Here is a 20,190-nt window from a genome sequence, read left to right as displayed (position 1 = left end):
GGCCCCGTCATGCGGTGGCCCCGGTGGTCGTCCGGGTGACCGCGCGGGCGGCCCGGCGCTCTGGAGCGGGGGCCGCGGGAGAGGGCGCCGGCACGGCGGGGCCGGTCTGCCGGGCGGACTCCCGGGTAGCCGTTGACCTGGGGCGCGACCGGTCGTAGGTTGCCGACAGAAAGCGCTTACTCCCGTATGTCGCCGAGAGGGAACGGACACCCGCATGCCACTGACCGACCTGCCGCTGGACCAACTGCGCGCCTACCGGCCCGAGGTGGCCGAACCGGAGGACTTCGACGACTTCTGGTCCAAGACCCTCGCCGCCGCCCGCGCCGCCGCGCCCGGCCCGGCGGAGTACCGGCGGGTCGAGGACGCGCCCCTGACCGCCGTCGAGGTGTTCGACGTGCGCTTCCCCGGCTGGGACGGCCAGCCCGTCGCCGCCTGGCTGATCCTGCCGCGCGGCGCGGACGGGCCGCTGCCCGCGGTGGTCCAGTACATCGGCTACAGCGGCGGCCGCGGCCTGTACATCGAGCACCTGCTGTGGAGCGCGGCCGGCTACGCGACCCTCGTCGTCGACAGCCGGGGCCAGGGCCACGCCACCCCCGACCCGGACCCGGGGACCGCCCCGCAGTACGTCGGCGGCTTCATGACCCGCGGTCTGGACGCCCCCGCCAACCACTACTACCGGCGGCTGATGACCGACTGCGTGCGGGCGGTGGACGCCGTGCGCGAGCACCCGGCGGTGGATCCGGAGCGGGTGGTGGCCGCGGGCGGCAGCCAGGGCGGCGGACTGGCCCTGGCCGTGGCGGGGCTGGCGCCGGAGAAGGTGGCGGCGGCGCTGGTGGACGTGCCGTTCCTGTGCCACTACCGGCGCGGCGCCGAGCTGGCCTCGGCCGGCCCCTACCCGGAGATCGCCCACTACCTCGGGGTGCACCAGCGCATCGACCCCGAGGCGGTCTTCACCACCCTGGACTACTTCGACGGGCTGCACTTCGCGCCCCGCGCCACGGCACCGGCCCTGTTCAGCGTCGGCCTGATGGACCCGGTCTGCCCGCCCTCGACGGTCTTCGCCGCCTACCACCGCTACGCGGGGGCCGACAAGGACATCCGGGTGTGGCACTTCGGCGACCACGCCGGCGGCCGCGCCTCGCAGCCGTACGAGCAGCTGCTGTGGCTGCGCGAGCGCGGGCTGGCGTCCTGAGCCGCGGCCGGGCTCCGGGCCCCGCCGCACGGCAGGGCCCGGAGCCCGGCACCGGATCGGGGGAGGACCGCGGCCGGGCCGGCGTCAGGAGTGCCCGCCCAGGATCCTGGTGATCTCCTCGGACGCCTCGCGCGCCGCCGTGGCCGGATCGGCGCCCCGGAGGACCTCCGTCTGGTACTCCTTGATCGGGTTGTCGGCCTCCAGCCTGCCCCACCGCGGGGAGTTGGGGGTGGCGTGGCCGTTGCGGGCGCCCTCGGCCATCGCGGTCGCGCCGGGGTCGTCCTCCAGGGCGTCGGCCAGCTCGGTGCTGTTGGGCACCACGCTCATCGTCCGGGCCAGCTCGCGCTGCCACTTCTCGCCGGTGGCCAGCTTGACGAAGGAGTACGCCTCCTTCTGCTCGGCGGCCCGCTCGGGGATGATCAGCACCGAACCGCCGGTGAAGACCGCTCCCGGCTCGCCCTTCTCCTTCCCGGGGATCGGGAAGAAGCCCAGTTTGCCGGTCAGGCCGGGATTGGCCTCGGTGATCAGCTCCGCGGCGCCGGGCACGTCGATCAGCTGCGCTATCCGGCCCTTCGCGAAGACGCCGCGCTGCTCGGGGTCGGCCTCGTCGGAGTCGACGGGGCCCCGGCCGTAGGACTGGAGCTGCCGGTAGAACTCCATGCCGCGCAGCGCCTCGCGGGTGTGGAGCGAGCCCGACCACTGCCCGCTGAGTTCGGTGGCCAGGTCGCCCCCCTCGTCCCAGATGAAGCCCGCCAGGACGTACCAGTTCTGGCCGGGGAGGTAGATGCCCTGCTGCCCGGGCCGGTCGAGCCGCGCGGTGGCCTGGATCCACTCGTCGCGGGTGGTGGGCGGCGAGGTGATCCCGGCCTGCTCGAAGAAGTCCTTGCGGTAGATGACGACGCGGTTGGCGGCGTAGAAGGGGACGCCGTACTGGTACCCGTCGATCTTCCCCGGCTCCTCCAGACCGGGGATCCAGTGGTCGCCGCCGAGGTCGCCGACCTCGATGGTGAGGTTGCGGACGCCGCCGGCCTCCACGTACTGGGCGACCTGGGTGTTGCCCACCTCGATGACGTCCGGCGCGTCGCCGGAGGCGAGGGCCGCGGTGACCTTCTTGTCGATGCCGGGCCACTCCTGGACGGTGACCTCCACCTCCACACCCGGGTTGCGCCGCTCGTAGTCCCGGACGAGGTCGCCGGTGAGCTCCTCGGTGAGGCTGCCCCGCATCAGCCAGACGTCGAGGGTCCTGTCCTCCTCCCCGGCGGTGTCGCCGAGGACGCCGCAGCCGCCGAGCAGCAGGGAGGTGGACAGGAGGAGGGGTGCGAGGGACCGGACGGGGTGACGGAAGGGCATGGCTCTCCCCTGGGGGTTGCCGTGTGAAACCTGGGCGCGTGGGGGTCTGCACAGATTTGGCACAGGCCAAGGGGGTGGTCAAGGTCCAGACCAAAAGGAGATCGAGTAAACCGGTTCGGGGGGTCATTCGTGACCGTGAGGTGATCGAAGGGTGACCAAAGCGTCGCGGTCGGGGGCCGTGCCGCGGGTGAGCGCCGAAGTGCCCCGGTGGGCGGGGTGGCGCATCTCTGTTGTTTAATTGCAAGCTGTTTGCAACAAGACTCCAGGCGCAACAGGGATGTGGATCATGCGAGTCCGGGCGATGCGGGCAGCGGCGGTCGCCGCGGTGGCCGGGTCGGTGCTGGCGGGTGCGGGAGCCTGCTCCGCACCCGCCGGTGACGGGGGGAGCGACGGCGCGGGGGACACCCTGGTGGTGGGCATAGCCCAGGAACCGGAGACCCTCAGCCCCCTGCTCGGCTACGGCAAGGACGGCAACTCCAAGATATTCGACGGGCTGCTGCGGCACGACGCCGAGATGAGGCTGCAGCCCGCCCTCGCCGCCGAACTCCCCGAGGTCGGCGACGGCGGCCTGACGTACACCTACACCCTGCGCGACGGGGTCGCCTTCAGCGACGGCAGCCCCTTCGACGCCGGGGACGTGGTCTTCACCTACGAGACCATCCTCGACGAGGGGACCAACAACCCCTCCAAGGGCGAACTGGACGCCCTGGAGAGCGTCACCGCCAAGGACGAGGACACCGTCGTCTTCCGGCTGAAGTACCCCTACGCCGCCTTCGCCGAGCGCACCGTGCTGCCCATCGCCTCCGAGGAGGCCGCCAAGGGGCAGGACGTCAACACCGGTCCGTACAACACCGAGCCGGTCGGCACCGGCCCCTACGTCCTCACCGGCTGGAGCAAGGGCGAGAAGCTCACCTTCGAGGCCAACCCCGACTACTGGGGCGGCGCACCGGAGGTGAAGAAGCTGACCATGGCCGTCATCAAGGACGACGACGTCCGCGCCACCCGGCTGCGCTCCGGCGACCTGGACGCCGCGATCCTGCCGCCCGCCCTCGCCGACACCTTCGCCGAGGACGGGGACAAGCGCGTGATCCGGGCCAGGACCGCCGACTTCCGCGCCGTCACCCTCCCCACCGCGCACCCCGTCGCCGGCGACCGCGCCGTCCGCCGCGCCCTGGACGTCGCGGTGGACCGCGGCGCGATCGTCGACAGCGTCCTGAACGGCGCCGGACGGGCCGCGTACGGGCCCGTCCCCGCCGACAGCCCCTGGTTCGCCGAGGGAACCGAACGCCGGCACGACCCCGAGCGGGCCGAGAAGATCCTCGACGAGGCCGGCTGGAAGCCCGGCGGGGACGGAGTGCGCCGCAAGGACGGCCGCCGCGCCGCCTTCACCCTCTGGTACCCCTCCGGCGACCGCCTCCGCCAGGAGCACGCCCTCGCCTACGCCTCCGACGCCAAGAAGATCGGCATCGACATCACCGTCGAGTCCGGCACCTGGGAGGTCATCGAGCCGCGCATGAAGGACGACGCCGTCCTCTCCGGCGGCGGCAGCCCGGCCGACCCCGACTTCGACCTCTACCCGCTGCTGCACTCCTCCCTCGCCCTGGACGGCTTCAACAACATGGCCGCCTACGACAACCCCGCCGTCGACCGCGCGCTGGAGGAGGGCCGCCGCTCCGGCGACCGCGACACCCGCGCCGAGGCCTACGCCACCGTCCAGCGCGAGCTGGCCGAGGACCCCGGCTACACCTTCCTCACCCACATCGACCACGTGTACGTGGTGAAGGACGCCTGGGAGGGCGTCACCACCCAGGTCGAGCCCCACGACCACGGTCTGGGCGCGGGCCCCTGGTGGAACGTCGAGGACTGGCGGCCCAGGCGGTGACGTCCACCGTGAAGGAACCGGACCGCTCCCCGGTGCCGGGGAGCGCGGGAACCGAGGCCGGGGCGCGTGACGGCCATCCCCGCGCCGGTCTGCCCTGGGCCCCCATGGCACGCCTGGCCGGGCGGCGCGCCCTGGCCGCCGTCCCCGTCCTGGCCGCCGTGACGCTCGGGGTGTTCGCGCTGGCCGCGGCCTCCCCCTTCGACCCGGTGCGCCAGTACGCCGGGAGCGCCGGGCTGCGCGCCTCCCAGGACACCCTCGACCAGCTCCGCGAGAACCTCGCCCTGGACGGCCCCTTCACCGAGCACTGGTGGCGCTGGCTCACCGCCGCCCTCGGCGGCGACCTCGGGCAGTCGACGTCGATGCGGCAGCCCGTCACCCAGGTCGTCGGCGAACGGCTGGGCTGGTCGGTCCTGCTGTGCGCGGTCGCCTTCGTCCTGGCGGTGGTGCTCGGCACCGTGCTCGGCGTCGCCGCCGCGCGCCGGCAGGGCGGATGGCTCGACCGCTGCGTCACCGGCGCCTCGTACGTCCTCCAGGCGGCCCCGCCGTTCTGGCTCGGACTGCTCGCCGTGTGGTTCTTCGCCCTCCGACTCGGCGTGCTGCCCGCCGGGGGACTCACCGACACCGGCGAGGACACCGTCACCGCCGGATCGCTCCTCCGCCACCTGGCGCTGCCCGCCGCCGTGCTCGGCCTCTCCCAGCTGCCGTGGTTCGCCCTCTACGTGCGCCAGGGCGTCGCCGACGCGCTGCACGAGGACCCGGTGCGCGGCGCCCGCGCCCGCGGCCTGCGCGAGCGGACCGTCCTGACGGGGCACGCCCTGCGCTCCGGGCTGCTGCCGGTGCTCACCCTCGTCGGCACCCGCATCCCCGAACTGATCACCGGTGCCCTGCTGGTGGAGACCGTCTTCAGCTGGCCCGGCATCGCCTCGGCCACCGTGAAGGCCGCAACCGCCGGCGACTTCCCGCTGCTGGCGGCGGTCACCGTGCTCGCCACCGTCGCCGTCCTCGCCGGAAACCTGCTGGCCGACCTGCTGTACGCGCTGGCCGACCCACGGATCGACCTGGAGGCGATGTGACCGCCCCCGCCCCGCCCGCCCCCGCCGGCCGGACCCGGCCCCCGGCCGGCCCGCACGCCCCCTCCGCGGGCGGCGCAGGACGCCCGGGCCGCGCCCGTGCCCTGCGCACCGGCGCCTCGGCCGCGGTCGTCGCCGCCGTCGTGCTGGCGGTGGTGGCCGTGCCGCTGCTGTTCCCCCTGGACCAGCAGGCCGTCGACCTGTCCGCCAAGCTCCGCCCCCCTTCCCCCGACCACCCCTTCGGCACCGACGAGATGGGCCGCGACCTGCTGCTGCGCTGTGTCTACGGACTGCGCGTCTCCCTGCTGGTCGGCGTGGTCGCCGCCCTGGTCGCCACGGTCGTCGGCATCGCCGTCGGCGGCCTGGCCGGGGCGCTGGGCGGCCGCACCGACCGGCTGGTGATGCGGGTCGTGGACGTCTTCGCCGCCGTGCCCCACCTGCTGCTGGGCATCTTCATCGTGGCGATGTTCCGGCCCGGTGTCTGGCCGGTGATCGCCTCCGTCGGCCTCACCCACTGGCTCTCCACCGCCCGCATCGTCCGCGCCGAGGTCCACTCGCTGCGCGCCCGCCCCTTCGTCGACGCGGCGATCTCCGGCGGCGCCTCGCGGTGGCGGGTGGCGGTGCGCCACCTGCTGCCCGGCGTCCTGCCGCAGGCCGGACTGGCCGCGGTGCTGATGGTCCCGCACGCCATCTGGCACGAGTCCGCGCTCTCGTTCCTGGGCCTGGGCATCCCCGCCCACCAGGCCAGCCTCGGCACCATGGTCGACGCCGCACGCGGCACCCTGCTCGCCGGAGCCTGGTGGCCCACCCTCTGGCCCGGCCTGTTCATCATCGTCCCCACCCTCGCCGTCGCCGGACTCGCCGGCGCCTGGCGCGAGCGGATCAACCCCCGCCGCCGATCGGAGCTGATGCTGTGACGACCGAACCGCCCCGGCTCTCCGTGCGCGACCTGTCGGTGCGCTTCCACCTGAGCGGCGGGCGCACCGTCGCCGCCGTGACGGGGGTCTCCTTCGACCTGGCTCCGGGCGAGTGCCTGGCCCTGGTGGGCGAGAGCGGCTGCGGCAAGTCGGTGCTGGCCTCGGCCCTGCTGGGCCTGCTGCCCGGCAACGCCCGGACGCGGGGGACGGCCCTGCTGGACGGGCTGGACCTGCTCACCGCCCGGGAGAGCGTCCTGGCCGGCACCGTGCGCGGCCGCCGCATCGCCCTGATACCGCAGAGCCCCGCCTCGCACCTCACCCCCGTGCGCACCGTCCGCTCCCAACTGGAGGAGACGGTGCGGGAGCTGACCGGCCTGCGCGGGGCCGGAGTGCGCCCCGCCGCCGAACGCGCCGCCGAGCGCGCCGCGTTCCCCGCCGACCACCTCGACCGCCACCCCCACCAGCTCTCCGGCGGCCTCGCCCAGCGCGCCGCCACCGCCCTCGCCCTCGTCGGCGACGCCCCGCTGCTGATCGCCGACGAACCCACCACCGGCCTCGACCGCGACCTGGTCGACCGCACCGTCGGCGAACTGCGCCGCCACGTGGACGCCGGCTGCGGGCTGCTCGTCATCACCCACGACCTGGCCGCCGCCGAGCGCGTCGCCGACCGGGTGGCGGTGATGTACGCCGGGCGCATCGTCGAACTCGCCGGCGCGGACGACTTCTTCGGCGCCCCCGGCCCCCGGCACCCCTACGCCCGCGGACTGCTGGAGGCCCTGCCCGAGCGGTCCTTCACCTCCATCCCCGGCATGCCCCCGGAGCTGGACGCCCTGCCCGGCGGCTGCGCCTTCGCCCCCCGCTGCGACCGCGCCACCGACGCCTGCACGGTCGTGCCCGCGCTGACCGCCCCGCCCGGCGCCCCGGGCCGGGCGGTCGCCTGCCACCACGCGCACACCCGCGCGCCGGAGACCGCCGATGCCTGAGACGACCCCCGCGCCGGCCCCCGGCGCGCCGGACGCACGCCCCGCCCCGGCCCTCGAACTGCGCGACATCACCGCCGGGTACGACCGCCGTACCCCCGTGGTGCGCGGAGTGTCCCTGACCGTCGCCGACGGCGAGGCCGTCGGACTGCTCGGCCCCAGCGGCTGCGGGAAGTCCACCCTGGCCCGCGTCGCCGCCCTGCTCCACCGGCCCTGGTCGGGCACCGTGCGGCTGTCGGGCCGCCCGGCGCGCGGCTTCCGCCACCGCGCCCCGCGCGAGCTGCGCACGTCCGTCGGCGTGGTCTTCCAGCAGCCCCGGCTCGCCGCCGACCCGCGCCTGACCCTCGCCGACCTGATCGCCGAGCCGCTGCGCGCCACCGGCCGCCGCGCCGAGGTCCCCGAACGCCTCCCCGAACTGGCCGCCTCCGTCGGCCTGGGCGGCGACCTGCTCACCCGCCGCCCCCACGAGGTCAGCGACGGCCAGCTCCAGCGCGCCTGCCTGGCCCGCGCGCTGGTGCTCCGCCCGGAACTGCTGATCTGCGACGAGATGACCGCGATGCTGGACGCCTCCACCGCCGCCGCCCTCGTCGCCGCCGTGGAGGAGTACCGCCGCGCCCGCGGGGCCGCGCTCCTGGCGGTCGGCCACGACCGGGTGCTGCTGGGGCGCTGGTGCGACCGAGTGGTGGACTTCCCGGCGGGCTGAGGCGGGGAGGAGCCGGCGGCGCGCCCCGCACGGGCCGGAGCCGGCGCGGGACCGCCACCGCCGCACGGGCGCCGGCCGGGATCCGGGCCGTCCGGCCGCTGTTACGATCCCGGCACACGTCGTACGGGGGTTCGGCCGGGGAATCCGGTTTCTTCGACGGTGGTCGTCCCCTCGCTTCGAACTCCTCGGGGAGGGGATCTCTGTGGCCCGTCATATCCTCGCGCGCGGCCGGCCGGCCCTGCGCGCCGCCGTCGCCGCCGCCGTGTCCGCCGCCGCGGCGACGGCCCTGGTGCCGCCGGCGGCCGCCGCACCGGCGGAGGTCCCGCAGGAGACGGTGGTCCCGGCCGCCGAACGCACCCTCGACGTCTCGGCGGTGCCGTACGGCGCGGAGTCCCCGTCGAGCACCGACGGCGCGGGGGCCCGGGGCGTCCTGCACACCCTGGAGGGCCGCTCCGGCCTCCAGTGGACGCGCTACTCCGACGGCCGGACCGTCCCCGTGCCCGAGCGGGACGACCTGCCCTCGCCCCAGACGACCGGCAGCGACGTGCTCGCCCACCGGGACGGGAACCGGATCACCCTGCGGGACGTGGCCGAAGGGACGACCCGCACCGTGGACGTCCCCGCCGGACACGGGTTCTACGGCGTCTTCGGATCCACGGTCGCCACCTACCGCACGGTCACCGCCGGGGACGGGACGACCACCCGGGAGGCCCACCTGCTGACGCCGCGGGCCGACGGCACCACCGGGGACACGACCGTCACCGGGCTGCCGGCGGGCTCGGAGATCGGCAGGCCCGTGGCGGCCGACGAGGAGAGCGTCGCCTTCCTCGCCAGGGTGGGCGGACAGCAGCGGACCGCCCTGGCCGACCGCGGAACGGGACGGATCGAGGGCTGGACCGCCCCGGTACCCGCCCACTACGTCCACGCCGTCCTGACCTCCGGCCACCTCGCGCTGTACAGCACCTCCCAGAGCACCCTCCTGGTGGTGCCGCGCACCGACCCGTCCGCCGCGCCCGCCGAGGTCGCCCTGGAGGGCGGTTCCGTCAGCCCGGCGCACCACCTGACGGCCGTGGGGGACTGGCTGGCCTACCGGCGGTCCGGCGCGGAGGACTCCCTCAGGGCCGTACCGGCCGCCGGCGGCGACGCGGTCACGCTCCTGGCCGACATCCACCCGAAGGTCTCCGCCGCGCCCGGCCACACCGCCGTCGTCGTCGGCCGCACCGGCCGGACGGCGCAGGACGACTGGGGCATCCACCGCGTGGTCGCCGCGGAGGACGGGCGGCCCGCCGTCGTCACGGTCAAACCGCTCCCGCGCCCGCGCACCGCGATCCGGGGCGTGGCGCTGGCCCACGGGCAGCTGATGGTCGCCGACGACAGCCGCGGCCGGCGCGAGGTCTGGCGGCGGGCCGTCGCGACCGGCACCCCCGACTTCGGCGAGCGCACCCTGTTCACCGACTCCACCGTGCAGTTCGCCCCCTGCCCGGAGCAGGACGCCGGGTGCTCGCGCGTCCACGGCCTCGCGGACGGGCGGATCGCCTGGCTGGACCGGGCCACGGGCGACGGGCAGGACACGGTCCGGGTCCACGGCCCCGGCGACCCGGAGGACCTCTCGTTCCCCGTGCGGGCGGGCGGGCAGATCACGGACGTGTCCGGCGAGTACCTGGTCCACACCGCGCCCGGGGAGCAGACCGTCCACCGGATCGGCCACCACGCCAACCCCGTCCTGATCCGCGCCGCCGGAGCCGCCGCGGTCTGGGGCGACCTGCTGTGGACGCCCGGCGGCACGGCGGGCACCGTCACCGCCTACGACCTGGCCGCACGGAGGACCGTGGCCACGGTCGACACCGGCGCCGGCTGCGTGCCCGAGGAGCTCCAGGCGGTCGGCGACCGGCTCCACGTCGACTGCCCCGGCAGCGGGCCCTCCGTGGTGCACGACCGCGCCACGGGCCGGACGGTGACCGTGCCGTCCGGCGAGGCGCTGCTCGGCGACGGCCACGTCGTCACCCACGACCGCTCCTCGGGGCGGCTGACGCTCACCGACGTCACGGGCGGCGCCGCCTCCGGCAGGGTCGTCGGGGAGCTGCCCGACACCGGGGCCTCGCAGCGCGGGGTGCGCTGGACGGTGGACGAGTTCGGCGGGCACGTCGCGTGGGTGGACGGCCAGGAGCGCGTGCACCTAGTGCCCACCGGCGTCCCGACCCGGCCGCTGGCCCCGCTCGGCGCCCCCGGCGACGCCCCCGAGGTGTGGGCGGCCACCCGGGACGCCGCGCCCTCCCGGATCACCTCCGTGCTGCTGTCCAAGCCGGCCGGCCGCTGGACGCTGACCGTGCGCGACGCGGTGACGGGACGGACGGTCGACACGGTCACGGGCAGCTCGGCCGGGGGCCTGCTCTCCGTCGGCTGGCGCGGTCTCCACCCGGGCGCGTCCGGTGACGTGTTCCTCCCCGACGGCCGGTACCGCTGGACGCTGTCGGTCGCCCCGGAGGACGGCCACGGGGCCGCCCTGACCCACGGCGGGACGGTCGTGCTGCGCGGCGCCGGCCCGGTGCGCCGCGACCACGCGGGACCGGTGCACCAGCCGGACGGCGTGGGCGACCTGCTCACCTTCCATCCCGACGGCGGCTGGCTGACCTTCCAGCGCGGCGACGGCGCCGGAGGCTTCCAGGGCAAGACCTCGGCGGACGGCTGGCCGAGCGGGATCACGGCGGTGCCGTTCGGGGACCTGGACGGGGACAGGTGCAACGACGTCCTGGTGCGGATGCCCGACGGGGCGCTGCGCGGCTACCGGCCCGAGTGCGGCGACCCGGTCGCGCCATCGGCGCCGTACACCGGACTGGGCACGGGCTGGAACGCCTACGACGTGCTGACCTCGCCGGGCGACATGACCGGTGACGGACGCGCCGACCTGCTGGCCCGCCAGGCGTCCACCGGCGACATCCACCTCTTCGCCGCCCGGGCCGACGGCACGCTGGAGGCGGCGCGGCGGATCCGCTCGGGGTGGACGGGCTACACCGCGGTCGTCGGGGCCGGCGACCTGAACGGCGACGGGTACGGCGACGTGCTGGCGCGCTACGAGAGCGGGACGCTCTACCGCTACGACGGCACCGGCACCGGACTGCTGGAGGAGCGGGTCCTGCTCGCCTCCGGCTGGGGCGGCTGGTACGACACGGTCCTCGGGGCCGGGGACGTCACCGGCGACGGCCACGCCGACCTCGTGGCACGCGACAGGGACGGCGTGCTGTGGCGCAACGACGGCAAGGGCGACGGCACCTTCTCCGGACGCACCCGGGTGTCGGTCGGCTGGAAGGGCTACGAGGGCCTGTTCTGAGGGCCCGCCACCACCGCCGGACAGGGGCCGGGCAGGGCGCTGGGCGCCCTGCCCGGCCCCGTGCCGCCCCCACCCGCCGGCGCTCCCGAAGCCGGCGGGTCCACCGGTGCCGCCGCCCGCCCCCGCCCACCGCGATGCGGCCCGCCAGGACCGGTTCCGGCAGGATGCCCCCGGCGGCCCCCAGCCGGTGGAGGACCACTCCCTCGCCGAGCCGGACTCGTCGACCGGCGGCAGCAGCACGACCTCCTCGGCCGGCGTGACGTGCACCGGCGGACTCCCTCCGCCTCCCCGTCCGTTCGCGGTGGGGCACGCACGGACGCGGCCGCGGGGTCGTCCCGTGCGGCAGGACGGACCGGCGGCGGAAGGGTGTTGCGCGGACCCGCCCCCACCCCTAGGCTTCCCGCCGTGACTGCCGGGTCGGCCATGGGCCATACACGAGTGGGGCACCCGGCCCCGGCATGACGCCGGGGCGGGCGAGGGGCCCGCCGTTCCGTTCCCGCCGTCTCCGCCTTCTCCGCGCGCCGCGCGCGCGGCGTCGCACGTTCCGTGCGACGCCCCCGAGCCCCCTGGCGAGCCGCCCCGGCGACGCCGGCGGCGTGAGCCCGCCCGGGGCCGGCCGGCGGCCGGACCGACCGCGGAACCGGCGCGCCCTCGTCCCCTCCCCGCATCCCGGACAGCGGCCCCTCCCCGACACGGAGGCGGAGCCGGACGGCCGGCCGGCTCCGACCGGCCCCGTCCGCGGCCGGATGCGGCGCAGTGTCCCCCCGAACGGAGAGCAGCACATGCCGAATCACTTCGACCAGCAGGTCATCGAGGAGTTCCGGGCCACCGGAGGACGGGTCGGCGGACCCTTCGAAGGGGCCCGCCTGATCCTGCTCACCACCACCGGAGCGCGCTCCGGCACCCCGCACACCACCCCCGTCGGATACCTGCACGACGGCGACCGGATCCTCGTCATCGCCTCGGCGGGCGGCGCGCCGGAGCACCCGGACTGGTTCCGCAACCTGGTCGCCCACCCCCGCGTCACCGTCGAGGACGGCGTCTTCACCTACGAGGCGGAGGCCACCGTCCTGGAGGGCGACGAGCGCGACCGGCTCTTCGCCCGCGCGGCCGAGGCCGACCCGGGGTGGGCCGAGTACCAGGCGCGGGCCGGGCGCGTCATCCCGGTCGTCGCCCTGACGGCCGTCCCAGGCCCCCCGAACCCGACCGCGCAGACCTGGGGCGAGGCCCTGAAGGCCGTCCACGACGCCTTCCGCCGGGAGCTGTCCCTGATCCGCCGGGAGGTCGCCGGCTCCGGCCCCGGGCTGGGAGCCCAGCTCCGGGTGAACTGCCTGACCCTCTGCGCCGGGCTGCACCACCACCACACCAGCGAGGACACCGGGATGTTCCCGGCCCTCGTCCGGGACCGTCCCGGACTCGCCCCGGTGGTCGAGCAGCTGGAGCGGGAGCACGAGAAGGTCGCGGTCCTCCTGGAGGACCTGCGGCAGGCCGTCTCCGCCGACGGCGCGGACCCCGCGCACGTCCTCCGCGAGGTCGAACGGCTCACGGACGAGCTCGAGGCCCATCTGCGCCACGAGGAGGAGCACCTGGTCCCGGTGCTCGACGCCCCGACCCGCTGAGGAGGACGCCCGGCGGGAATCCCGCACGGCCGCGGTTGTTGGAAGGAGCATGACCGACGATCCGCTGCGCGCCGTCCGGCTGTCGGTCCTCGACCGCTCCCTGATCCGGCAGGGGGAGGGCGCGGACGAGGCCCTGCGCGCCACCGTGCGCTTCGCCCGGGAGATCGAGGCGCTGGGCTACCACCGCTTCTGGGTCTCCGAGCACCACGGCGTGCCCGGGGTCGCCGGCTCCGCGCCGACCGTGCTCGCCGCGGCCGTCGCCTCGGCCACCGAGCGGATCCGGGTGGGCACGGGCGGGGTGATGCTGCCCAACCACCGGCCGCTGGTGGTCGCCGAGCAGTTCGGGGTGCTGGAGTCCCTCTTCCCCGGCCGGATCGACATGGGGCTGGGGCGCTCGGTCGGCTTCACCGGCGCCGTACGGCGGGCGCTGGGGGCGCAGAAGGAGGACGCCGACCGGTTCGGCGAGGACCTGGCCGAACTGCTCGGCTGGTTCGCCGGCGACGGGGCCCGGACCGCGCCGGGGGTGCGCGCCGTACCGTCCGAGGGGCTGCGGGTGCCGGTGTTCGTGCTGGCCACCGGAGCAGGGGCGCGGCTCGCCGCCGAGCGCGGGCTGCCGCTGGTCATCGCCCCGGTGCGCGGCGAGGAGCGGATGCTGCGGGCGATCGGGGAGTACCGGAGCGCGTTCCGCCCCGCACCGGACGCCCCGGACCCGTACCGGAGGCCCTACGTGGTGGTCTCGGTGAGCGCGGCGGTCGGCGCCGACGCCGAGGAGGCGGAGGCGATGCAGGTGTCCGAGGCGTGGGCGACGGTCGTCTCCCGCACCAGGGGCGTCTTCCCGCCGCTGCTCCCGCCGCGGGAGGTGACCGGGCGGGAGATGACCGGGCGCGAGCGCGCCCTGTTCGCCGAGGCCCGCCGCTCCCAGGTCCACGGGACGCAGGAGGAGGTGGCCGCCGCGCTCTCCGGGCTGGTCCGGCGCAGCGGCGCCGACGAGCTGCTGCTCACCCTGAACGCCTACGACCACGGGCTGCGCCTGGACTCCTACCGCCGTCTGGCCCGTCTGGCCCGCCTGGCCGGCCCGGCCCGCGGCTGAGCGGAGCCGGCTCCGGCCGGCTCCGCCACCGCCCCGGTTCCGCGGCGCCCCGCCGCGCGCCCGGGATGCGGCGCCCCGCCGCGCGCCCGGGATGCGGCGCCCCGGCGCACCCCCGCCCGCTCCGAGGGCCGCGACGCCTCGGCAATGGACCTGTCGGCCCTGCTCCTTTTGGCCCTGTCGAGCGGTCCAATGCGGAGGCAGGGTGGGGGAGGCAGCGGACGGGAGCGAGCATGCGGAGGCAGAGCGTGGACAGTGCGGTCGACCGGTTCGACCGGTGGGTCAGGAACGAGTTCGTCGACCTGAACACCCGCCTGGAGGAGGGGTACTTCGAAGCCGGGGGCGACCTCGTCCCCGGCCGCCCCGACCTGGAGGAGGCCCGGCGGACCCTGACGGCCGACGGCGCGCGGCTGATCGCCCGGATCGCCGCCGACGGCCGCGTCCCGGCGGACGCCCACGAGAGGTACCGGCTCCTGGGCGCGGTCGGGTTCCACCTGGCGGCCTGCCGCAGGCACGGGACCGACGGCGCCGGCCCGGGCGGCGGCTCCGGCCCGGGCGGCGGCTCCGGCGGCCCGCTCACGGCCGCCTGGTCGCTGGCGAACCTGCTGGGCGCCTCGCTCGGCGTCGCCCCCCGGTACGTCTTCGCCCACCAGTCCCTGCACAACCTGTCCGTCCGGGGAGCCCTGCACACCTTCACCCGGCTCGACGACGAGCACCTGTTCGTCACCGTCAACGGGCTGGCCGCGCTGGCCTACCGGCGCGCCGCCGAGGCCCTGCGCGTGATCCCCGCCATGGGGGTGTCGAACCCGATGGCGGGCTACCCGCTGGAGAACGCCCGCTCGGCGCTCGGGGACGTGCTGGGATTCAACCGGAGGCTCGCCGAGACGCTCGACGCCGACCGCTTCCGCCTCAACATCAGGCCGTACTTCCAGTCGCACCGCGTCGGCGGCACGGAGTACCGGGGCGCGAACGCGGGGGACTTCGCGGCGATCAACGAGATCGACCTCCTGCTCGGGCTGTGCCGGGCCGACGACCCCTTCTACCAGGGCGTACTGGCCGAGAAACGGCCCTACGTCCCGCCGGGGGACCAGGCCGCCCTGAGCGCGGCCGTCACCGCGCGGCCCCTGCTGGACGCGTTTCTGCACGAGGCGTCGGAGGGCCCCGTCGGCCCGTGGCTGCGGCGGAACGCGGAACTCTTCCTCGACGTGTGCCGGGCGCACGGGGCCGCCTACGCCTTCCACCACCACAGGCTGGTCAGACCCTTCCTGGAGGAACCGGCCCGGCCGGCCCGGCACCTGCCGGGGGAGAGCCGGGGGCCCGTCACGGCCGGCGGCTCGCCCCTGGACGCGGTGATCGCCGTGCTCGGAAGGCTGAGCGACCTCCGCGCGGCCCGCACCCGGCCCGGGACGGCCGGGGCACGGGCCCACCTCGACAGGCTCCGGGAACTGCTGGCGGCCGGACCCTGACGGCCGCCCCCGGCGGGCCGCGCCGGTCGGGGCGCGGTCCCCGGCCCCGCCCGGCGGCGGTGGTCACGACGGCACGATGCCGCGCGCGATGCCCAGCTCCACCAGGTCCTGCGGGCGCAGCCGCAGCGCGTCGGCCGTCTCCCGCACCCGCTCCGGACCGCGCTTGAGGATGGCGGCGGCCGACTCCGGGGCGATGACGGAGAAGTAGGAGTCCGGCGTGACCCAGGTGTTGCCGGACGCCGCCAGTGCCAGCGCGCCCCCCGAACCGCCCTCCCCGACCACCAGCGTCGTCACCGGCACCCGGGCCTCGGCCACCGCCGCGAAGGCGTCCGCGATGGCCGCACCGGCACCGGAGCGCTCGGCCGCCTCGTCGTTGGCCGCCCCCGGGGTGTCCACCAGCGTCAGCACCGGGATGCCCAGCCGGTCGGCCATGCGGACCAGCCGGGCGGCGGTGCGGAAGCCCGCGGGCAGGTTCGGGGTGCCGCACTGGGCCGCATAGGCGACCGTGCGGCCGTTCCGCATGCCGAAGCCGCAGCGCATCCCCGGGTCCGTCCCGCCGCAGCGGTCACCGGATATCTCCTCGCGCACCTCGAAGTACGCGTCCAGGTAGGCGTCGGCGCGCGGCCGGTGCGGGGCGCGGGCCCGCTCCACCGCCTCCCAGCCGGTCCGCGGCAGGCCGGGCGCCGTGCCGAGCGCACGCGGCGGTTCGGGGGGACCGTCGGCGGGGGAGGCGAGCAGGGACAGCCAGCGCCCCAGCGCCTCCCGCAGCTCCTCGGGGGCCACGATCCGGTCCACCTGCCCGGACGCCAGCTTCTCCTCGGCCCGGTACGCGGCCGGGTCGGCGCCCGGCGGGCGGACCCGCGAGCCGGCGAACGCGACCTGCGCACCGGGCAGCGCCAGCACCACGTCCGAGCCGGCCCCCAGCGTCGCCCAGCCGCCGCCCGTCGTGGGGTCCCGCGCCACGGCGATCTGCGGCAGGCCCGTCGCACGGGTCAGCGCCGACTGGCGGGCGACCCGCTGGAGCTGGGCCAGCGCCCGCATGCCCTCCTGCATGCGGCTGCCGCCCGTCGCGATCAGCGACACCACCGGCAGCCGCTCGGCACGGGCGTACCGGTGGGCGGCCTCGATCCGGTCCCCGGTGCGCTGCCCGAGGGAACCGCCCAGGAAACCGAACTCGAAGGCGAGCAGCACCGTGCGGACACCGCCGACCGTGCCGGTGCCGCACACCACCGACTCGCGCTCGCCCGTCCGCTCGCGCGCCCCGGCCCGGGCGGCGCCGTAGCCGCTCCAGCCGATCGGACCGTCACCGCTGCCGCCGCCGTCCCCGTCCCCGGCGCCCCGGCCGGCACCGCTGCCGGGCAGCTCGGCGAAGCCCTCGGAGACCGCGTCCAGCACGGCGCGGGCCGGAAGCCGCTCAGCCACGGGCCAGCTCCCGCTTCACGACCTTGCCCATCTCGTTGCGGGGCAGGGAGTCGGCGAACCGCACGGCCCGGGGACGCTTGTGCGGGGCGAGCCGCCGCGCGACGTGGTCGGCCAGTTCCTGTTCGCCGGGCCGCTCCCGGCCCTCGGCCGGCACGATCCAGGCCACGATCCGCTCGCCCAGGTCCGGGTCGGGCTCGCCGACGACGGCGGCCTCGGCGACGCCCGGGTGGCCCAGCAGGCAGTTCTCGACCTCCCCGGCGCCGATCCTGTAGCCGCCGCTCTTGATCAGGTCGGTCGCACGGCGGCCCACCAGCCGGTAGCAGCCGTCGGCGTCCCGGACGGCCATGTCGCCGGTGCGGAACCAGCCGCCGTCGAAGGCCTGTGCGGTGGCGTCCGGGCGGCCCAGGTACTCGGTGAACAGGTTCGGTCCGCGCACCTGGACCTCGCCGACGGTCTCGCCGTCGCCGCCTTCGATGCGCTCGCCGGCGTCGTCCACCAGCCGGACGTCCACGCTGGGCAGCGGTACCCCGACGGTGCCGGCGCGGTGCTCGCCGCCGGCCCGCACACTGGTGATCATCAGCGTCTCGGTCATCCCGTAGCGCTCGACGACCCGCTGCCCGGTGGCGGCCGTGATCCGTTCGTGGTCGTGCAGGGGCAGCGCCGCCGAGCCGGAGACCAGCAGCCGGGCGCCGCGCAGGGCCGCGGCCAGCCGTCCGGCGTCCGCACCGCCCGCGCCGTCCGCCGCCCCGCCGTCCAGGACCTCGGCCAGCCGGTGGTACATCGTCGGCACCCCGAAGAGCACGGTGCCGCCCTCCTCCAGTGCCGCGGCGACCCCCTCGGGGGAGAAACGGCCCAGGTGGTGGAGGGTCCCGCCGCGCCGCAGCGGTCCCAGCACGCCCAGGATCAGACCGTGCACGTGGAACAGCGGCAGGGCGTGCACCAGCACGTCGTCGCCCGTCCACGCCCAGGCGTCGGCCAGGTCGTCCAGGGTGCCCGCGATCGCCCGGCGCGGCAGGACCACGCCCTTGGGCGGCCCGGTGGTGCCGGAGGTGTAGACGATCAGCGCCGGAGCGCTCTCGTCGGGCGCCGAGGTGGTGCCGTCGGGCCGGTACGTCCCCTCCGGCTCCAGGTCGACGTCGGTACGGGGGAGTGCGCCCAGCGCCCCGGGCAGTTCGTCACCGGGGGCGGCCAGCACGCGGTCGGGCGTGCTGTCGGAGACGATGTGGGCGATCTCCTCCACACCGGCCCGCGGGTTGACGGGGACGGCCGGCACCCCGGCCAGCAGCGCCGCCAGCACTCCGACACAGGTGTGCGCGGACGGCGTGGCCCACACCGCGACCCGCCCGGTCTCGGCGATCCGCAGGGCGAGCGCGTGCGCGGCCGCGGCCAGCCGCCCGTAGTCGACCACCTGGTCGCCGAAGCGCAGCGCCGGTTTCCCCGGCGACTGGTGGAGGGTCGGAAACAGCGCTGCGGGCACCCGGGGCTCCTCGTGTCGTACGGCCGTGCGGTCGGTCTCCAGGGTGCCTACCCATTCGGCCGCACGCAGCCCGGGCCGCGCGATGTGATCTCAGTCGCCCGCCGCCCGCGGGAAGAGCGAGGTGAACGCCTGGGCCGGATCCTCCAGTCCGCGGATGAAGGGCGAGTCGAAGTACCAGACGAGGAAGAGGAGGAAGGCGATCAGCGCGGTGAACAGCCCGGCCAGCACCAGCTCCCGGCCCGACCGCTGGATCTGCAGGGCGAACACCATGCCGACGGCGATCACCGCGCCCGACACCAGCCCGATCCACACCACGCCGGGCAGGGTCGGCTCGGCCCCCTGGCCGCGCGCGGTGCGGGCCTCGTCGGCTGCGGCCACCCGGTCCACCAGCGCCTGGTAGGTCTGCGCCTCGCGCGCGCTGCCCGGCTCGTGGTCCGTCACCTCCCGGCGCAGCCGGTCGAGGAGTTCGTCGCCGCGCTCGGTCAGCTCGCCGTGCTCGGACATGTGCGGCCACTCCACCGTCACCGTGTGGCGGACGTAGGCGTCGACGTCGGCGCGCACCCGGTCGCGGACCTCGTCGGGGTAGGCCTCGACGCGCTCGTGCACCTCGTACAGGGCCTGGGCCTCCTGGCGCACCCACTCGTCGGCGGCCGAGCGGCCCTCCCACACGCCGGCGATGGCCAGGCCGAGCACGATGGCATAGACCACGCCGATCATCATCGTCATGTACTCGATGACGTCGGGGGTCTCCGACGGGTCGTCGTCCTCGCCGGCCCGCCGCTGCCGCAGCAGGGTGGCGGCCACGACGGCGGCGCAGGAGCCGGCGATGACGAGCAGCAGGAAGAGCCATTCGGCCATGGGAGTCCCTCGCGGGTGGTGTCGGGTGGAGGCGGACCGTCCCGGGGGACGGAGGGGGTCCGGCGGGGAGCCGGTCGCGGGAATCAGCGGGAACGGGCTCCCGGGCCGGAACGGGACCCCGGGCCGGAGCGGGGGCGCAGCGCCGCGGCGGCCAGTACGGCGGGGGCGACGATCAGCAGGGTGCGCCCGATGAGGGGCAGGCGCGAGTCGGTCCGCCGGTGCGGGGCGGTGGCCCGGAAGACGACCTCCGGGGAGGCGCTCGGCGTGGGGGCGGCGCGCTCCGGTGGCGGGTTCTCACGCGGCGGCGCGGCGTGGACGGGAGGCGGTGGCGCGGTGACGGGAACGGGCTGGGCGGGAGCCGGCCGGGGCGGCACGGGGCCGGTGGTGGGGGCGGCCGGGGGCGTGGGAGGGACGGCCGGCGGCTCGGGCGTGGGGGTGGGAGCCGGTGCAGGCGGTGTCGGTTCGGGGGTGGGCGTGGGGGTCGGGGACGGGGGCGGGGGAGGCGGTGTCGGTGTGGGCGTGGGGGTCGGCCGAGGCGGAGGCGGTGTGGGCGTGGGCGTGGGGGTCGGCCGAGGCGGTGTCGGTGTGGGCGTGGGGGTCGGCCGAGGCGGAGGCGGTGTGGGCGGGGGGCAGTGACGTCCCAGGATCACGTCGAGCAGCGGACCGAGGTCCCCCCCGTGCGTGATCGCCACCGACAGGCGGGGACAGCCGGGACGGGTCGTCACCTCCAGCGACGAGCCGCCGCCGGTCAGCCGCGCCTCGGCGCTGTTCCCGGTCCGGACCTCGACACCGGGCAGCGCGATCCGCGCTCCGGGCGCCTCCCCGGCGCGGGCGCCGCC

At 76.4% G+C, this 20,190-nt stretch carries 15 protein-coding genes; 10 read left to right on the top strand and 5 right to left on the bottom strand.

Annotated features, from left to right (window positions below):
• The first annotated feature begins 214 nt into the window (after positions 1-214).
• Positions 215-1,192: an acetylxylan esterase gene (locus ACFSJS_RS08840; protein ID WP_380898651.1), complete on the top strand. Its 978-nt coding sequence runs from the start codon at positions 215-217 to the stop codon at positions 1,190-1,192.
• 84 nt (positions 1,193-1,276) lie between these two features.
• On the opposite strand, the gene ACFSJS_RS08835 is transcribed toward ACFSJS_RS08840, so the two are convergent.
• A complete protein-coding gene (locus tag ACFSJS_RS08835) occupies positions 1,277-2,542 on the bottom strand; it encodes an extracellular solute-binding protein (protein ID WP_380898648.1) in 1,266 nt (421 codons plus the stop codon).
• A 286-nt stretch (positions 2,543-2,828) separates the two neighbouring features.
• Here ACFSJS_RS08835 and ACFSJS_RS08830 point away from each other — a divergent pair, with 286 nt between their 5' ends.
• From ACFSJS_RS08830 to ACFSJS_RS08790, 9 genes are all read left to right on the top strand, one after another.
• Positions 2,829-4,424, top strand: coding sequence for an ABC transporter substrate-binding protein (locus ACFSJS_RS08830; RefSeq protein ID WP_380898646.1), 1,596 nt, complete (start codon positions 2,829-2,831; stop codon positions 4,422-4,424).
• Between the two features lie 104 nt (positions 4,425-4,528).
• Positions 4,529-5,497, top strand: coding sequence for an ABC transporter permease (locus ACFSJS_RS08825; RefSeq protein WP_380898935.1), 969 nt, complete (start codon positions 4,529-4,531; stop codon positions 5,495-5,497).
• Positions 5,494-6,411 carry an ABC transporter permease gene (locus tag ACFSJS_RS08820; protein ID WP_380898644.1) on the top strand — a complete coding sequence of 306 codons (918 nt, stop codon included), beginning with the start codon at positions 5,494-5,496 and terminating at the stop codon, positions 6,409-6,411. Before ACFSJS_RS08825 ends, ACFSJS_RS08820 begins: the two co-directional genes overlap by 4 nt.
• On the top strand, positions 6,408-7,394 hold the full coding sequence (locus tag ACFSJS_RS08815; RefSeq protein ID WP_380898642.1) for an ABC transporter ATP-binding protein: 987 nt from the start codon (positions 6,408-6,410) through the stop codon (positions 7,392-7,394). Before ACFSJS_RS08820 ends, ACFSJS_RS08815 begins: the two co-directional genes overlap by 4 nt.
• Positions 7,387-8,094 carry an ABC transporter ATP-binding protein gene (locus ACFSJS_RS08810; RefSeq protein ID WP_380898640.1) on the top strand — a complete coding sequence of 236 codons (708 nt, stop codon included), beginning with the start codon at positions 7,387-7,389 and terminating at the stop codon, positions 8,092-8,094. Before ACFSJS_RS08815 ends, ACFSJS_RS08810 begins: the two co-directional genes overlap by 8 nt.
• Before the next feature lie 202 nt (positions 8,095-8,296).
• Positions 8,297-11,422: an FG-GAP repeat domain-containing protein gene (locus ACFSJS_RS08805; protein WP_380898638.1), complete on the top strand. Its 3,126-nt coding sequence runs from the start codon at positions 8,297-8,299 to the stop codon at positions 11,420-11,422.
• Positions 11,423-12,204: 782 nt separating this feature from the next.
• Positions 12,205-13,041 carry a nitroreductase/quinone reductase family protein gene (locus tag ACFSJS_RS08800; protein WP_380898636.1) on the top strand — a complete coding sequence of 279 codons (837 nt, stop codon included), beginning with the start codon at positions 12,205-12,207 and terminating at the stop codon, positions 13,039-13,041.
• A gap of 49 nt (positions 13,042-13,090) precedes the next feature.
• A complete protein-coding gene (locus ACFSJS_RS08795; protein WP_380898635.1) occupies positions 13,091-14,131 on the top strand; it encodes an MsnO8 family LLM class oxidoreductase in 1,041 nt (346 codons plus the stop codon).
• Positions 14,132-14,361: 230 nt separating this feature from the next.
• Positions 14,362-15,594: a monodechloroaminopyrrolnitrin synthase PrnB family protein gene (locus ACFSJS_RS08790; protein WP_380898634.1), complete on the top strand. Its 1,233-nt coding sequence runs from the start codon at positions 14,362-14,364 to the stop codon at positions 15,592-15,594.
• 63 nt (positions 15,595-15,657) lie between these two features.
• Here the strand turns inward: ACFSJS_RS08790 and ACFSJS_RS08785 are convergent, their stop codons facing one another.
• The 4 genes from ACFSJS_RS08785 to ACFSJS_RS08770 all read right to left on the bottom strand — a co-directional run bounded on the left by ACFSJS_RS08785 (position 15,658) and on the right by ACFSJS_RS08770 (position 19,725).
• Positions 15,658-17,016 (bottom strand): carboxyl transferase domain-containing protein, encoded by a 1,359-nt coding sequence (locus ACFSJS_RS08785; protein WP_380898632.1) that lies wholly within the window; start codon positions 17,014-17,016, stop codon positions 15,658-15,660.
• Positions 17,009-18,493, bottom strand: coding sequence for an acyl-CoA synthetase (locus ACFSJS_RS08780; protein ID WP_380898631.1), 1,485 nt, complete (start codon positions 18,491-18,493; stop codon positions 17,009-17,011). Before ACFSJS_RS08780 ends, ACFSJS_RS08785 begins: the two co-directional genes overlap by 8 nt.
• 90 nt (positions 18,494-18,583) lie before the next feature.
• On the bottom strand, positions 18,584-19,351 hold the full coding sequence (locus ACFSJS_RS08775; protein ID WP_380898630.1) for a bestrophin-like domain: 768 nt from the start codon (positions 19,349-19,351) through the stop codon (positions 18,584-18,586).
• 83 nt (positions 19,352-19,434) lie between these two features.
• Positions 19,435-19,725, bottom strand: a complete 291-nt coding sequence (locus tag ACFSJS_RS08770) for a hypothetical protein (protein ID WP_380898628.1) — start codon at positions 19,723-19,725, stop codon at positions 19,435-19,437.
• Positions 19,726-20,190 lie beyond the last annotated feature (465 nt).

This window comes from Streptomyces desertarenae, assembly GCF_042681365.1.
GTDB classification, from domain to species: Bacteria; Actinomycetota; Actinomycetes; order Streptomycetales; family Streptomycetaceae; genus Streptomyces; species Streptomyces desertarenae.
Note: the sequence above shows the minus strand (reverse complement) of the source record. Positions and strands in the feature narration are given on the sequence as shown.